We start from the raw sequence: 12,847 nt of genomic DNA on the forward strand, positions 1-12,847 counted from the left end.
CTCATTTGATCATTAAAGGCTGCCACACTCTTTGTGCGACAGCCTTTTAGATTTCCAGAATATGTGCGATTATGTGCGATGCGTAGACGCTTAAAGCAAAGCGGCTCTGTTTGAGATTTGCATTTAGGTCAAAGAATAATCTTTCGTCCTTGTAGTCTGATTTAAAGAAGGGCGTAAATACAAGATCCCATTCTCTTAGGTATTGCCCGTTTTTCTTGGTGTAGCAATTATCGGGCTTGGCCTGTTCCCTGTATTTCTTGTCAACGAATGATGCGATTGACTTATGGATTGCCGTATCTTCTTTCGGAAGATAGTAATAATCGCTGTAATTGGAATAGAAATACTTAAGTTCCGCCTCATATATCGGAATCCGGAGAATTGCTTCATCCTTGTCTGTCTTGAAATAACAGTCATCAATATGCCCTGTCAAAGATGAGGGCAATGCAAAGGGAAGGGCGAGCTTCATAAAAATCTCTTTTTTAAGATTTCCCTCATAATCATTGTAATAATTTGCCTGGACCTTTTTTGCTTTTACAGGAAGAACAATCTCTTCATCCGGTGAGTCGGGACTAAAGTATCTCTCCGGTGAAATGGGTTCATCCGTCTTGATCGACGTTGCGGGCAAGTTCCTGAAAAGTGAAAAGAATTTAAGAAACAGGAACATGGGTAAGAGAGCAAACATACCTTTTACGTCTTCATAGTTGTGAAGGAAAAGGATTTCAAGCGGCTGTCTTGCCATTGTCTTTTTATATGATGCATAGATGGGCAAAAGACTTTTTCCGTCGTGTTTGTTTTTTCTCGTGGTTCCAAGGTACATCTCGATGGTTCTCTGCTTGCAATCTATGAGGCCCAGCTGATCCTGATAAGGCCGAATGATTTTTTGCAGATCGACCGAATCGGCATCTTCAATTGGATTTGTAATTTTATGTTTATCAAATTTGCTTTTTAAAAAAGGAAGATCGAACCTGTCTCCGTTAAAGTTAACTATTTTGGAATGATTACCGAAATTTTTTGCAAAAGTCCTGAGAATATGGGCTTCTTCACCTGCATTTTCGGCAAAGAGCTGGACTATGCGCCAGGAATCATTTTCACAATAAGAAAGGCCTATCATATATATATCTGAATTTCTGGGAGAAAGGCCTGTTGTTTCTATATCTATAAATAATATATCGCTGTTACTGCATCCGAGTATCTGAGGCAGTTTGTGGATGATATGATCGTCTGAAAATGTGATGTTTTTGATACTTTTCTTCATGCTGCGTTATACCTACTTTCAAAAATCACCTTATAAATAATTGTACCACAAAAACTAAAGCAGTATTTTGTTAAAATAATAACCGCAATTTTTGAGATTAATCATTAATTTTGATTAAAATTTTGATACAATTAAAGTAGTGGTATAAAGACCAATCTGAAATTATCTATTCAGGTAAATATTTTTCTAAAACAATCGAAAGAAGGGTAGGAAATGGCAAAAGGTACTTTTAAGGGCGGTATACATCCTTATGAAGGCAAAGAGTTAACTAAGGATAAGCCCATAAAATCAGTGCTACCAAAAGGAGACTTGGTTTATCCTTTGTCACAGCACATTGGTGCACCAGCAAAGCCCATTGTTGCCGTAGGAGACCATGTTTTGACCGGACAGAAGATTGCGGAGGCAAACGGCTTTGTTTCTGCGCCTATTTATGCAACTGTTTCCGGTACCGTTGTCTCAATCGAACCGAGACGACTTGCTACGGGAGCTATGTGTGAGAGTATCATCGTTGAAAACGATGAACGATATGATGAGGTGAGATTCAGACCGCGCAAGCGTTATGACGAGATGACAGCAGAAGACAAGATTGAAGCTGTCAGAGAGGCCGGCGTGGTAGGTATGGGAGGCGCAGGCTTTCCTACCGCTGTTAAATTATCACCCAAGGAACCCGATAAGATCGATTATGTAATTGCTAACTGCTCAGAGTGCGAACCGTATCTGACTTCCGATTACAGACGTATGATCGAGGAACCTGAACTGCTTTTGGAAGGACTGAAGATTGCCGTTAGCATTTTCCCTAATGCCAGAGGAATACTTGCGATTGAAGATAATAAACCGGACGCGATCAAGATATTCAGAGATCTTACAAAGGACTTGGAAAATATAAGCGTAAAAGCTGTTAAGACTAAATATCCCGAGGGCGCCGAGCGTATGCTTATTTATGCCGTAACGGGAAGAGAGATCAACTCATCCATGCTTCCTGCGGATGCAGGCTGTATCGTTGATAATGTTGATACTCTTTGTGCTGTCTGCAGAGCTGTAAAAGAGGGAAGACCTCTTATGGAGAGAATCGTTACCATTACAGGTGATGCTGTTGAAAATCCGAGAAACTACAAAGTAAGGATTGGAACAAGCTATTCCCAGCTCTTGGAAGATGCCGGAGGTTTCCACAAGGAGCCTGCAAAGATAATATCCGGTGGTCCCATGATGGGATTTGCCATATTCGATCTCGATGTTCCCACAACTAAGACTGCATCTGCACTTACGTGTCTTACAAAAGATGCGGTTTCACAGTTTGAACCATCGGCTTGCATCAACTGTGCAAGATGTGTCGAAGTGTGTCCCGAAAGACTTATTCCCAAGAATCTTGCGGATGCGGTAGAACACAACGATGAGAAAAAGTTTTTACAGTTATATGGAATGGAATGTTGCGAGTGCGGATGCTGCAGTTATATTTGTCCCGCAAGGAGACAGCTTACTCAGATGATCAAAGGTATGAGAAAAATACAGCTTGCAAACAGGAAAAAGTAAGGGGGACATTTTGATGGATAAATTGAGAAAGGTGTCATCCAATCCGCATGTCAGATCAAGCGTGACCACTTCAAATATTATGATCTGGGTACTTATCGCGCTTCTTCCGGCTACCGGATATGGAATATACAATTTTGGTGTTTACACTATCTTTTTGATCGGAGTTTCAATCGCATCCTGCGTTGCTTCTGAGATCATAAGCGCAATGGTGCTTCGTAAGCCTATTACCATAGGTGATTTTACCGCGGTGGTAACGGGACTTCTTCTTGCACTTAACCTGCCACCTGCAGCGCCGCTCTGGGTTCCCGTACTCGGCGGAGTTTTTGCGATCGTTATGGTTAAGCAGCTTTTCGGAGGCGTAGGACAGAATTTTATGAATCCTGCTCTCGGTGCAAGATGCTTTTTGATGATCTCATTTCCGGCAATAATGACGAATTTTAACTGTGATGCATATTCCGGAGCAACACCGCTTTTTAACCTTAAGAACAGCGTTCAGGTTAATATCAAGGACATGATCATAGGAAATACTTCGGGAACAATAGGAGAGACATCTATGCTCTGTATTGTTATCGGAGCAATCATCCTTTTTGCTGTGGGAGTAATAGATTATGTTATTCCATTCAGCTATATTGTTTCATTTGTGGCTTTTGTAGGTCTGTTCGGAACCTATCATTTTAACTGGGGATATATTGCCGCACAACTTGCGGGCGGCGGACTTATGCTCGGTGCATTCTTTATGGCAACAGACTATGTAACCTGCCCCATTACTCCTAAGGGAAGATATATTTACGGAATTATATTAGGTATTTTGACCGGACTTTTCCGTATTTTCGGAGCAAATGCAGAGGGTGTTTCATATGCTATCATAATCGGAAATCTTTTGGTGCCGCTTATTGAAAGAGTGACTATTCCGAGAGCGTTCGGAATCAGAGGAAAAGCTAAAAAGGAGGCGAGAAAAGCATGAGAGAATTCTTTGGCATGATAAAAAACGCCTTAATACTTTTTATCATTACTTTGGTTGCCGGAGCTTTGCTTGGACTTGTATATCAGGTTACAAAAGATCCGATAGCTTATCAGGATATGCTGGCACAGAACAAGGCCAACCAGTCCGTATTCAGTGATGCTATCACATTCAATGACATCAGGTGGGATGAAGGCATATTGGAAGATGTGTATGATGAACTTGGTGTTAAAGGAGTTCGCTTGCAGGGCATAAAGCAGGCGCTCGATCTGAACGGAGATCTTCTCGGATACGTTCTTCAGATCAAGACCAAAGGTTATGGTGACTCGATAATATTCACGGTCGGAATAACCAACGGCGGAAAGATGAACGGAATCTCCATTATTTCAATCGCGGAGACACCGGGACTGGGAATGAATGCGGAGAAGATCATCGCACCTCAGTTTGCGGGAAAAAATGCCGTGCAGTTTTCCGTTGTGAAGTCGGGACAGCTTTCGGATTCAGGTTCCCAGATCGAGGCAATATCCGGAGCAACAATTACGTCTAAGGCAATTACGGATGGTGTGGACGTTGCCAATGCATATTTTGAAAAGGCATTGAAGAAAGGAGCAAGGCAATGAGTAAAGAAATAAAGAAAGGCGCGCTGGGATTGGAACAGGATTCTCCCGCCGAGAGATTTTTTAACGGTCTCATTGCTGAGAACCCTACACTTGTATTGATGATCGGTATGTGTCCGACACTGGCGGTTACATCTTCCGCTACAAACGGACTTGGAATGGGACTTGCGACTACATTTGTTTTGGCACTCAGTAATGCGGTAATTTCGGCATTAAGAAAGATTATACCTGCTACGGTCAGGATTCCTTCGTTTATTGTCGTAATCGCTTCGTTTGTTACTTTGGTTCAGCTTCTTATGCAGGCATATGTGCCGACACTTAACAAGGCACTCGGTGTGTATATACCGCTTATCGTTGTAAACTGTATCATTTTCGGAAGAGCGGAAGCGTATGCAAGTAAACACGGCATTGTTCCTTCATTTTTTGACGGAGTCGGAATGGGAATCGGATTTACCTGCGCGATCACCGTTATAGGTCTTTTCAGAGAGCTCATCGGTGCGGGAACGGCTTTTAATGTGCCTGTTCTTGGCCCTGATACGGTTATCACGGGAATTGTCGGAAGATATCTTGCAAAATATCAACCTATCAGCATTTTTGTTCAGCAGGCGGGCGCGTTCTTTGTACTTGCGTTTCTTATTGCGGCAATGAACAGAATGAAAGCAAAAGTAGCAAAGAAGGAGGCTGAGAAAAAATGACAGATACAATTAGGGAATTTCTTGTGCTCATACTTTCCGCTTCTCTTATCAATAACGTTGTTTTGAGTCAGTTCCTCGGACTTTGTCCGTTCCTCGGTGTTTCAAAAAAGATCGACACTGCGCTTGGAATGGGCGGAGCGTGTATTTTCGTAATGACTCTTTCATCACTTGTATGTAGTACAATTTACTGGTTTGTTCTTAAACCGTTTGATCTCGGATATTTGCAGACAATCGTGTTTATTCTTGTTGTTGCGATGCTTGTTCAGTTTGTTGAGATGATACTGAAAAAATATATGGTCTCACTGTACAAGGCACTTGGAGTGTATCTTCCTCTTATCACGACAAACTGTGCGGTTCTCGGTGTTGCGCTTAATAACGTTACAGACAACTATACCATCGAGGGAAGTACGGTATGCGGCTTCTCAACAGCCGTTGGATTTACCATTGCGATAGTTATTTTGGCAGGACTTCGTGAGAAGATGGAGTATAACGACATACCTGAGAGCTTTAGGGGAATGCCGCTTGTGCTCCTTACTTCGGGACTTATGGCAATCGCATTTACGGGATTTTCAGCTTTGAAGTAATAAGGGCTGAAAGAAGGAGAATGACTTATGATCAGTGGAATAATCATAGCAACGATTGTTGTTGCAGGCGTTGGAGTTGCCATAGGATTGATCCTTGGTGTGGCAGATCTTAAGCTCCATGTTGATATTGATGAAAAAGAAGCTGCAATCCTTGAAGCACTTCCCGGTAATAACTGCGGAGGTTGCGGATATCCGGGATGTTCGGGTTGTGCGACGGCAATAGCACAAGGAGAAGCGGCTGTAAATCAGTGCCCTGTCGGTGGAGCACCGGTAGCAGAGGTAATCTCTGAGATAATGGGTGTAAAGGCTGAAAAAACAAAGAGAATGGTTGCGTTTGTGCATTGCAGCGGCGACTGCGAGCAGGCAACCCAGAAGTATGAATACAAGGGCGCTCCGGACTGTAGATTCCAGGCACAGGCTCCCGGTGGCGGAGCAAAGACATGCGGATACGGATGCCTTGGCGGTGGAAGCTGCGTATCGGTGTGCAAATTTGATGCGATACATGTAGTAAACGGTGTTGCAATTGTAGATACGGAAAAGTGTAAGGCTTGCGGAAAGTGCGTTGATATCTGCCCGAGACACCTTATCGATTTCATTCCTTACGATGCAAGAGAGGCTGTTACCTGCAAGTCACAGGATATGGGTAAATATGTCAATAAATATTGCAAAGTGGGATGTATCGGATGTCATATTTGTGAGAAAAACTGTCCTGAAGGCGCAATAGTTGTGGAGAACAATGTTGCTAGTATCGATCAGGATAAGTGCGTACATTGTGACACCTGCGTTTCAAAGTGTCCAAAGAAGGCTATTGCTGCAATCTGACTTCAAGAATAGAAGTTGGCAAAAAATTATTTCATATTTTTGGTTGAATTACCTATTGATTAAATCTCTAAAAAACTATACTATTGTACACGCTATCGTTGTTTGTCAAATGGAGGTACATTAGTATGGGCGAATGGAGACAAGCTTTTGATAGAATTATGGATCAATTATATAATCATCCTGAGGAGATGAGGGAGCGACTTTTGAAGAAGTACGAGTATCCCGTTTCCGATGGAAGAAATAAGACCGCTATCGAAATGCTTAAAAGTATGAATTATTAATTGATTACCAAATCCTTGAGTTTAGAGATACGGAATCGTCCGTCGAAACATATGGGATATATTTTTTGAAAACATTGAAATTTAATAATAAGACGTAAGGTCTAAAAAGAGCTGTACACACTTAGAACAGTGTGGCAGCTCTTTTGTGTATTACGGGGAAATTATACGATTGACAAATCGCAGGAGACTGATTAAAATGCGTTCAAATTTTGGAAAAAATAAAATGATTAACCAAACAGTTAATCAGAAGGAGCGCAAATGGATTTAAAAGTTTTAAGGGCGACAATCGGGAAAGAGTTTCAGATACGGCTTCGTGCTTATCCGGTCGATTTTATGGTGGGATGTATTTTGACATCTTTCTATACCGTATTTGGTGCCTGGATGATGTACCATTATTTTTTTAGAAAGAGACTTGCGACAGATTTCGCCGATCTTGCAGGAACAAGCGATTATATGAGCTATGCGATAGTAGGAAGTCTGGTATATCTGTTTGTTGTAAGGACGTGCCTTAACGTAAGCAGAAGGCTTATTACCGAACTTCGTGAGGGGACACTTGAAAGTCTTATGCTCGCACCGTTTAGAAGAACATCGTATTTTGTGGGAAATATGATATTGCAGACGATCATGACTTTGGGAGAGACGGTCATCGCGGCAATAATAGGCATATTCTTTGGACTTAGGATACATGAATTCTGTCTTTGGAAATTTATAACGGCTGTGCTTTTGTCATTGTACGGATTCTTTGGGCTGTCTCTTATTCTGGGATGCGTGATGATCTATGCAAGGGATACCTATGTTTCCCAGAACACGTTGTTTGCGGCAATATTTCTGGTATGCGGGATAACTTTTCCAAAAGAATATTTACCGAAGATACTCCAAATGATCGGGGATATCATACCTGTCACAGACAGTCTGACGCTTATACGCTCAGCGTTTTTCGGTGGGCTTTCTACGGACAGGTTTATTCATATAGGGATCAAAGTATTCATAGCGGGAACCGTGTACGTTTTTACGGGTCTACCGCTCATGAAACAGCTGGAAAAAATAACACTTGAAAAGATGGAAGGATAAAGCAGATATGATAGAAGTTAATAGTTTAAAGAAGATATATGAAGTAAAGAGAAGAGAAAAGTTTTTTTTCATAAAAAAAGAGAAGATTGAAGCGGTCAAAAACATTTCGCTCAGGATGGAAAAAGGCGGCATTGTGGGACTTCTCGGAATAAACGGAGCAGGGAAGACGACTACCATAAAGATGCTGACAACGCTTATAGAGCCTACGGAAGGGACATATACCTTTGACGGGATTGATGCGATAGCCCATCCCGACATTGTAAAGAGACAGATAAATATGATAGCCGGCGGTGAGAGGATGATATATTGGAAACTGACCGCTTATGAGAACCTCTGGTACTACGGGCAGCTTTACGGAATAGAGAATAATCTTTTGAAAAAAAGGATTGAAGAACTCGTTAAGCTTGTCGGGCTTGAGGGAAAAGCAGATCTTCCCGTTGAGACATTTTCCAAGGGAATGAAGCAGCGATTGCAGATAGCAAGAGGGATGATAAACGATCCGAAGTACATATTTCTGGATGAACCCACAATAGGTCTGGATGCCATAGTTACTCAGGAACTGCACAAGGAGATAAGGAGGCTTGCAAAAGAGAAGGAGAAAGGGATTTTATTGACATCACATTATCTGTCTGAAGTAGAAGAACTCTGTGATTATATATATCTGGTAAACGCCGGGGAGCTTGTATTTGAGGGAACTAAGAAGGATCTTACAGACTATGTTTTTTCGGGAAATCGATATATCTTTTCCGTAAAGGGAATGGATGAAGCGATAGTTATTAAGCTGAGAGATTATTTAAGAGGTATCGACTTTGAATCGGAAGTCGAGCATCTAGGGGGAAATGCAGTGATAAGTTCAAAGGCAGAGCTGTCGTCCAATATTGCAGCATTTGCGGTTGACGAAGGGCTTGTGATAAATGAGCTTCACAAGGTTGAGCCTTCACTTGAGCAGGCAGTGATAAAACTTTCTCAAAATATTGAAAATAAGGGGATTGATATCGCATGAAGAATTTTATCAAGGTGCTTATTGCGGAATGCCACAAGCAACACAGGAACTATTTTAACAATATGTTGATATATGTATCGTTGTTTTTGTGGCCGCTCTTGAGTTTTATGGCAAGTTACTACAGTTACAAGGCTTTTGATGTTGAAGGAAGTATTGTTTCATATATCAGCGGAGGAAATATGCCGGTATTTTTGCTTATCGGCTATATGGGGATGAGCTTTTTCAGGTCCGTGGTCCAGTCGGCGTGGCACTTTTCTCAGGAAAGACAAGGCGGGACTCTGGAATATATCTATCTTTCTCCTGCAAGCCGCATAGCCGTGATCTTTGGAAATGCCTTATCATCGGTGTTTGAGGGCTCTGTAGCTATGGTTGTTTTTGGGATGCTACTTATTTTTTATAATAAAGCGGCGCTAAATATAAATCTCTTCGGGCTTATGGCGGTGATTCCGATCTTTTTGTGCGCGTCGCTGTGCTGGGGAGCATTTATGAATGCCTGCTTTTTGTATTCAAGAGATTCGGATTTTTTGTTTACCGTTCTTGAGGAGCCAATGGAGATTTTTGCGGGAGTAAAGATTCCTGTAAATATCTTTCCGCAGTGGGCGAGGCTTATAAGCTGCATTTTTCCGCTTACATATGCATTGGAGGCACTGAGGCAGGTTACGCTAAACGCAGCGGGGATAGGTGATATGAAAAAAGTCTTTATCATCAGCATTATAATAATTCTGGTGCTCTTTTCGGCAACATTGATTACAATATATGTAGTTGAAAGACATATGAGAAAGACAGGAAATTTTATCCTTTTCTGAAAAAAGGGAAGTAAATGAAGATTGGTATATATACAGACAGAATTGAAGGATCTTGGACATATGGTATGAGCGGAGAGATATTTTTTTCTCCGCTTCTTGAGATGTTTGCGGCAATGCATGTGATATGCAATCCGGAGCATCATACGGGAAGGGCTGAATGGTGTGAGAGAGTAAAGCGCCTTGTTGATAAAGAGCTTCTGGATGAGATAAGGGCACTTTCGGAGTGTACAAGAGAGTGGCTGGCACCGCCTGATTTTTTGCTGTTTGACGACCGCACAGATATAAGAAACATGGATATCGAAGAGGCTCTTTTTACTCTTGACGGATATAATATAAGACGATGGAAAAGAATATTTGAACTAAACGAAAGGGATGTGACTTTATCTCAGAAGAAGAGGATAATTGAAGTTTCGCGCAGGTTTTATGAAGAGTATTTCAGGAATGAAGCAGTGATCATAGAGCCGCTTATGATCGCTGCGCTTAGAAAAGTTTTTAAAGCGTGGGAAAAAGAAGGAATGGCAAAGGAACTTTCATCCATACATGACAGGCTTAAACTATCGGATAGGGAAATTGTTTTTTATAAAAACAGAGAGTTTCATTATGCCTATGACGATATTGATAAAATCTATCTGACCGGAAGCACTTTTTTAAGCCCGCATCTTATCATGGGGCATAATAACAAAGAGCTTTTTACTGTAAAGTATTTCAATAATAAAAAGATCCAGAGTTCTCCGCCCAAAGAGCTTGTTGAGCTGTATAACGGATTGGCGGATGCGACAAGACTTAAGATCTTAAGAAGTTTAAAGCATATGCCCGATTCAACAAAGCATTTATCTAAGAAACTTGGCATATCGGAGGCGGCTGTATCCAAGCAGCTTAAGGTTTTAAGCGAAGGCGGACTGGTTAAAAAGAGGCGACAAGGGAATTATATGATATATTCCGTCGATGAAACCGCTTTGGACTTTTTGACTTATCGCATATATGAATATCTTATGTAAGATACAAAAACTTTCCACACCCCGAGGGTACGCAGATGCAGTATTTTTGATGCTTTCATCGAAATTATATTGTCCGGGAGATTGGATATATGCTGCGCGAAGTTGTCTGAGCAGATGCACCTTAGGAATTACATCTGCTTGTGCAGCTTCGATATACCATCGGTGTTTTTCTAAAGGTCAGACCACTTTCCTTTTATGCATGCTCCGAAAAGAACTTGCAGGACGCCCCGATAAACTTTATCAGGTCATGGTCATACGGCGCGTAGCGCCTACAACAAATAAAAGCACGAACTTCCGAACTCGAAATGATGAGCTCGGAAGTTCGTGCTTCTATTTGTTGTGGAAGTCCGCTTTGCGGACATGACCATGACCGCTTTAATACATCTAGGCGTCCTGCTTCAGACATTTTTCTCCGCATGCAGGAAAGTGGTCTTTGACCTTAAGAAAAACAAACGATGGTATAAAATGAAGCTGCATAAGCAGACGGAATTCCTAAGGTGCATTTGCGAGTTGATGAAGCGCAGCATATGCTTATCCAATCTCACGGACAATATAATGCTTTGAGATGTTGCATCAAAAATACTGCATCTGCGTACCCTCGGGGTGTGGGGAGTTTTTGTAAGATAGAAGAAAATCTGCGAATATAAACCTGCTAACAAATGTCAATAGCGAAACGGCTTATTTTTAAGTGTTTTCAATTTTACCATTTTTAAGCATCACAAAAAGGCTGGATGAATAATTCCAGCCTTTTTATAGCTGTTGCTACTTATTTGTAGACTGCGGTTACTCTTGCATAATATATACGTAGAAATTTATTTAATCCCGCTATTTTAGCGTGTTTTTTGCACTTTCCCTCATTTTCTTTCTTGATTATATAATTATATACAGCAGCATCTTTGGGCGCCGGATGACTCTTAAGTCCCCTCATTACTTCATATCCTACTTTTCGTAAAGTTGATGATCCTCTCTTTGTCATCCTTCGATTTGTGCCCACAAATTGTCCTGACTCGTAAGGCGGTGGATCTATACCGGCACAAGCAATGAGAGATTTTGCACTATGAAGTTTTCTTACATCTCCTATTTCTGCAATTAGTTTTGGCGCTAGCACATCTCCAACACCACCCATTTCTCTAACTGTAGAGTATTCTGGTAAGGACTTAGCAAGAACCTGCATTCGTGCTAATATAGTAGCCAAGGAGCTATCTATAGCCCTTAATACTGATACTGCTTCCTGTACTAACATTTTGGTCGATGGGGTACTGGAAGATAGTGTAGGAATGCCACCGGATGCTAATTCATAGACTTCTTCAGCTTTGGATATGCTCCGGTGATATTTCTTTTCTTTTGCCCAGAGAAGGTACTCATCTTTGAACTTTTCAAGACCCATGGAAGTAATTACATCATAATGCCAGAACTTTTCCACAAAATCGCTTAACTTGTCCTTGTTGCTTGATTCGTTCCAGCTATTAAACTTTTTCTTGATTCCAGGCATGACATAATCGAGGATATGAGTTAATTCTTGTAAAGCCTTAACATGGAGTTCCATATAGTACCTATATCTGCGCCCTAGCAGCTTCAGCTCAGCATATACCTCTTCGGCACCTTCATACTTTTGGAGTTTAAACCACTTTTCAATTCCATAATTAGCAATCATGACCGAATCAAGTTTGTCAGTTTTTGCACCCCTAAAGTTGTTATCCTTTGCGAATGACTTCATCACAAAAGGATTTACTACAGATACGAAATAGCCTTTTTCTGTAAGATAAGTCAATACTGGCAAGTGATAGATGCCCGTTGCTTCCATGACTATACGTATTTCACCATCTAACTTCTGGAGAATACTATCGAGTCCGTCTAGCCCCTTCTCAACATGTTGCATTTCAAAAGGACTGCACACTATTTCTCCATACGGCTTAAGTATGCAGACAGTGCTTTTTCCTTTTGATACATCAATTCCAACACTAATCATTCTGAACCTCCTCCAACTGTAAATAGTAATTGCTCCAGCCACACTTATTACCATTCAGTTTAGTTGGTTACGCGGGTGTTTCTCCCTACCTGCTTAAGCGAATGCTTATAATAAGGGGTTGGCTAACGGTTTATATGACGGATGCGCTGATCCAAAAAGAGCCACGTCAGACCAATTACTCCCCTTATTATAAAAAAATAAGTGCAGATGTCAGAGTTAATTACTCTCTAACAACTACACTTTTATGGTACTAAA

At 41.3% G+C, this 12,847-nt stretch carries 13 protein-coding genes; 11 read left to right on the forward strand and 2 right to left on the reverse strand.

The window, feature by feature from the left end; translation table 11 throughout:
• Positions 1 to 46 precede the first annotated feature (46 nt).
• A complete protein-coding gene (locus tag BLP87_RS13845; protein WP_074463194.1) occupies positions 47 to 1,255 on the reverse strand; it encodes a ribonuclease H-like domain-containing protein in 1,209 nt (402 codons plus the stop codon).
• A 213-nt stretch (positions 1,256 to 1,468) separates the two neighbouring features.
• Here BLP87_RS13845 and rsxC point away from each other — a divergent pair, with 213 nt between their 5' ends.
• The 11 genes from rsxC (at position 1,469) to BLP87_RS13895 (ending at position 10,623) form a co-directional block, all read left to right on the forward strand.
• Positions 1,469 to 2,785: an electron transport complex subunit RsxC gene (rsxC, locus tag BLP87_RS13850; protein ID WP_074463195.1), complete on the forward strand. Its 1,317-nt coding sequence runs from the start codon at positions 1,469 to 1,471 to the stop codon at positions 2,783 to 2,785.
• A gap of 13 nt (positions 2,786 to 2,798) precedes the next feature.
• Positions 2,799 to 3,749, forward strand: a complete 951-nt coding sequence (locus tag BLP87_RS13855) for an RnfABCDGE type electron transport complex subunit D (RefSeq protein ID WP_074463196.1) — start codon at positions 2,799 to 2,801, stop codon at positions 3,747 to 3,749.
• The gene (locus tag BLP87_RS13860) at positions 3,746 to 4,366 is read left to right on the forward strand and encodes an RnfABCDGE type electron transport complex subunit G (RefSeq protein WP_074463197.1); all 621 of its coding nucleotides are present in this window, start codon (positions 3,746 to 3,748) and stop codon (positions 4,364 to 4,366) included. Before BLP87_RS13855 ends, BLP87_RS13860 begins: the two co-directional genes overlap by 4 nt.
• Complete coding sequence (rsxE, locus tag BLP87_RS13865) at positions 4,363 to 5,058, forward strand: electron transport complex subunit RsxE (protein WP_083334627.1); 696 nt, start codon at positions 4,363 to 4,365, stop codon at positions 5,056 to 5,058. Before BLP87_RS13860 ends, rsxE begins: the two co-directional genes overlap by 4 nt.
• A complete protein-coding gene (locus BLP87_RS13870; protein WP_330390080.1) occupies positions 5,055 to 5,642 on the forward strand; it encodes an electron transport complex protein RnfA in 588 nt (195 codons plus the stop codon). The genes rsxE and BLP87_RS13870 overlap by 4 nt, the downstream gene beginning before the upstream one ends.
• Before the next feature lie 27 nt (positions 5,643 to 5,669).
• Complete coding sequence (locus BLP87_RS13875) at positions 5,670 to 6,464, forward strand: RnfABCDGE type electron transport complex subunit B (protein ID WP_074463198.1); 795 nt, start codon at positions 5,670 to 5,672, stop codon at positions 6,462 to 6,464.
• A 125-nt stretch (positions 6,465 to 6,589) separates the two neighbouring features.
• Positions 6,590 to 6,745 (forward strand): hypothetical protein, encoded by a 156-nt coding sequence (locus BLP87_RS16125; RefSeq protein ID WP_176756658.1) that lies wholly within the window; start codon positions 6,590 to 6,592, stop codon positions 6,743 to 6,745.
• Positions 6,746 to 7,003: 258 nt separating this feature from the next.
• A complete protein-coding gene (locus BLP87_RS13880; protein ID WP_074463199.1) occupies positions 7,004 to 7,816 on the forward strand; it encodes an ABC transporter permease in 813 nt (270 codons plus the stop codon).
• A 7-nt stretch (positions 7,817 to 7,823) separates the two neighbouring features.
• The gene (locus BLP87_RS13885; protein ID WP_074463211.1) at positions 7,824 to 8,819 is read left to right on the forward strand and encodes an ABC transporter ATP-binding protein; all 996 of its coding nucleotides are present in this window, start codon (positions 7,824 to 7,826) and stop codon (positions 8,817 to 8,819) included.
• Positions 8,816 to 9,625: an ABC transporter permease gene (locus tag BLP87_RS13890; protein ID WP_074463200.1), complete on the forward strand. Its 810-nt coding sequence runs from the start codon at positions 8,816 to 8,818 to the stop codon at positions 9,623 to 9,625. Before BLP87_RS13885 ends, BLP87_RS13890 begins: the two co-directional genes overlap by 4 nt.
• Before the next feature lie 14 nt (positions 9,626 to 9,639).
• Positions 9,640 to 10,623, forward strand: coding sequence for an ArsR/SmtB family transcription factor (locus BLP87_RS13895; protein WP_074463201.1), 984 nt, complete (start codon positions 9,640 to 9,642; stop codon positions 10,621 to 10,623).
• Positions 10,624 to 11,389: 766 nt separating this feature from the next.
• Here BLP87_RS13895 and BLP87_RS13900 read toward each other — a convergent pair.
• Positions 11,390 to 12,592, reverse strand: a complete 1,203-nt coding sequence (locus BLP87_RS13900; RefSeq protein WP_074462992.1) for an IS110 family RNA-guided transposase — start codon at positions 12,590 to 12,592, stop codon at positions 11,390 to 11,392.
• Positions 12,593 to 12,847 lie beyond the last annotated feature (255 nt).

Origin of the sequence: Butyrivibrio hungatei, from assembly GCF_900101605.1 — a bacterium.
Lineage (GTDB): Bacteria > Bacillota > Clostridia > Lachnospirales > Lachnospiraceae > Butyrivibrio > Butyrivibrio hungatei_B.

Excerpts from the sequence above, each read along its gene's own strand:
- BLP87_RS13845 (WP_074463194.1), bottom strand. The coding sequence starts at position 1,255 with ATGAAGAAAAGTATCAAAAACATCACATTTTCAGACGATCATATCATC.
- rsxC (WP_074463195.1), top strand. The coding sequence starts at position 1,469 with ATGGCAAAAGGTACTTTTAAGGGCGGTATACATCCTTATGAAGGCAAA.
- BLP87_RS13855 (WP_074463196.1), top strand. The coding sequence starts at position 2,799 with ATGGATAAATTGAGAAAGGTGTCATCCAATCCGCATGTCAGATCAAGC.
- BLP87_RS13860 (WP_074463197.1), top strand. The coding sequence starts at position 3,746 with ATGAGAGAATTCTTTGGCATGATAAAAAACGCCTTAATACTTTTTATC.
- rsxE (WP_083334627.1), top strand. The coding sequence starts at position 4,363 with ATGAGTAAAGAAATAAAGAAAGGCGCGCTGGGATTGGAACAGGATTCT.
- BLP87_RS13870 (WP_330390080.1), top strand. The coding sequence starts at position 5,055 with ATGACAGATACAATTAGGGAATTTCTTGTGCTCATACTTTCCGCTTCT.
- BLP87_RS13875 (WP_074463198.1), top strand. The coding sequence starts at position 5,670 with ATGATCAGTGGAATAATCATAGCAACGATTGTTGTTGCAGGCGTTGGA.
- BLP87_RS16125 (WP_176756658.1), top strand. The coding sequence starts at position 6,590 with ATGGGCGAATGGAGACAAGCTTTTGATAGAATTATGGATCAATTATAT.
- BLP87_RS13880 (WP_074463199.1), top strand. The coding sequence starts at position 7,004 with ATGGATTTAAAAGTTTTAAGGGCGACAATCGGGAAAGAGTTTCAGATA.
- BLP87_RS13885 (WP_074463211.1), top strand. The coding sequence starts at position 7,824 with ATGATAGAAGTTAATAGTTTAAAGAAGATATATGAAGTAAAGAGAAGA.
- BLP87_RS13890 (WP_074463200.1), top strand. The coding sequence starts at position 8,816 with ATGAAGAATTTTATCAAGGTGCTTATTGCGGAATGCCACAAGCAACAC.
- BLP87_RS13895 (WP_074463201.1), top strand. The coding sequence starts at position 9,640 with ATGAAGATTGGTATATATACAGACAGAATTGAAGGATCTTGGACATAT.
- BLP87_RS13900 (WP_074462992.1), bottom strand. The coding sequence starts at position 12,592 with ATGATTAGTGTTGGAATTGATGTATCAAAAGGAAAAAGCACTGTCTGC.